This window comes from Pseudomonas sp. PDM05, from assembly GCF_014851685.1.
Taxonomy (GTDB): Bacteria; Pseudomonadota; Gammaproteobacteria; order Pseudomonadales; family Pseudomonadaceae; genus Aquipseudomonas.
In genome coordinates this window covers 1-1,436 of the sequence record NZ_JACVAC010000031.1, presented here as the reverse complement: position 1 = coordinate 1,436, position 1,436 = coordinate 1, and the positions used below count along the sequence as shown (strand labels likewise).

Below are 1,436 nucleotides of genomic sequence, written 5' to 3'. Positions count from 1 at the left end.
CGTCGAACTTTCGGTTCATTTCGTCTTCACACACCGCAATCTGGCCTTTCGACGCAAATTGCTTGGGTGTTATATGGTCAAGCCTCACGGGCAATTAGTATTGGTTAGCTCAACGCCTCACAGCGCTTACACACCCAACCTATCAACGTCGTAGTCTTCGACGGCCCTTCAGGGAACTCAAGGTTCCAGTGAGATCTCATCTTGAGGCTAGTTTCCCGCTTAGATGCTTTCAGCGGTTATCTATTCCGAACATAGCTACCCGGCAATGCCACTGGCGTGACAACCGGAACACCAGAGGTTCGTCCACTCCGGTCCTCTCGTACTAGGAGCAGCCCCTCTCAAATCTCAAACGTCCACGGCAGATAGGGACCGAACTGTCTCACGACGTTCTAAACCCAGCTCGCGTACCACTTTAAATGGCGAACAGCCATACCCTTGGGACCGGCTTCAGCCCCAGGATGTGATGAGCCGACATCGAGGTGCCAAACACCGCCGTCGATATGAACTCTTGGGCGGTATCAGCCTGTTATCCCCGGAGTACCTTTTATCCGTTGAGCGATGGCCCTTCCATACAGAACCACCGGATCACTAAGACCTACTTTCGTACCTGCTCGACGTGTCTGTCTCGCAGTCAAGCGCGCTTTTGCCTTTATACTCTACGACCGATTTCCGACCGGTCTGAGCGCACCTTCGTACTCCTCCGTTACTCTTTAGGAGGAGACCGCCCCAGTCAAACTACCCACCATACACTGTCCTCGATCCGGATAACGGACCTGAGTTAGAACCTCAAAGTTGCCAGGGTGGTATTTCAAGGATGGCTCCACGCGAACTGGCGTCCACGCTTCAAAGCCTCCCACCTATCCTACACAAGCAAATTCAAAGTCCAGTGCAAAGCTATAGTAAAGGTTCACGGGGTCTTTCCGTCTAGCCGCGGATACACTGCATCTTCACAGCGATTTCAATTTCACTGAGTCTCGGGTGGAGACAGCGCCGCCATCGTTACGCCATTCGTGCAGGTCGGAACTTACCCGACAAGGAATTTCGCTACCTTAGGACCGTTATAGTTACGGCCGCCGTTTACCGGGGCTTCGATCAAGAGCTTCGCGTTAGCTAACCCCATCAATTAACCTTCCGGCACCGGGCAGGCGTCACACCCTATACGTCCACTTTCGTGTTTGCAGAGTGCTGTGTTTTTAATAAACAGTCGCAGCGGCCTGGTATCTTCGACCGGCATGAGCTTACGGAGCAAGTCCTTCACCCTCACCGGCGCACCTTCTCCCGAAGTTACGGTGCCATTTTGCCTAGTTCCTTCACCCGAGTTCTCTCAAGCGCCTTGGTATTCTCTACCCAACCACCTGTGTCGGTTTGGGGTACGGTTCCTGGTTACCTGAAGCTTAGAAGCTTTTCTTGGAAGCATGGCATCAACCACTTCGTTA

At 52.9% G+C, this 1,436-nt stretch carries 1 rRNA gene; it reads right to left on the bottom strand.

The annotated features are described in order from the left end of the window. Positions 1–73: 73 nt before the first annotated feature. Positions 74–1,436: ribosomal RNA gene (locus IB241_RS27280) — 23S ribosomal RNA — on the bottom strand; the annotation flags it as partial.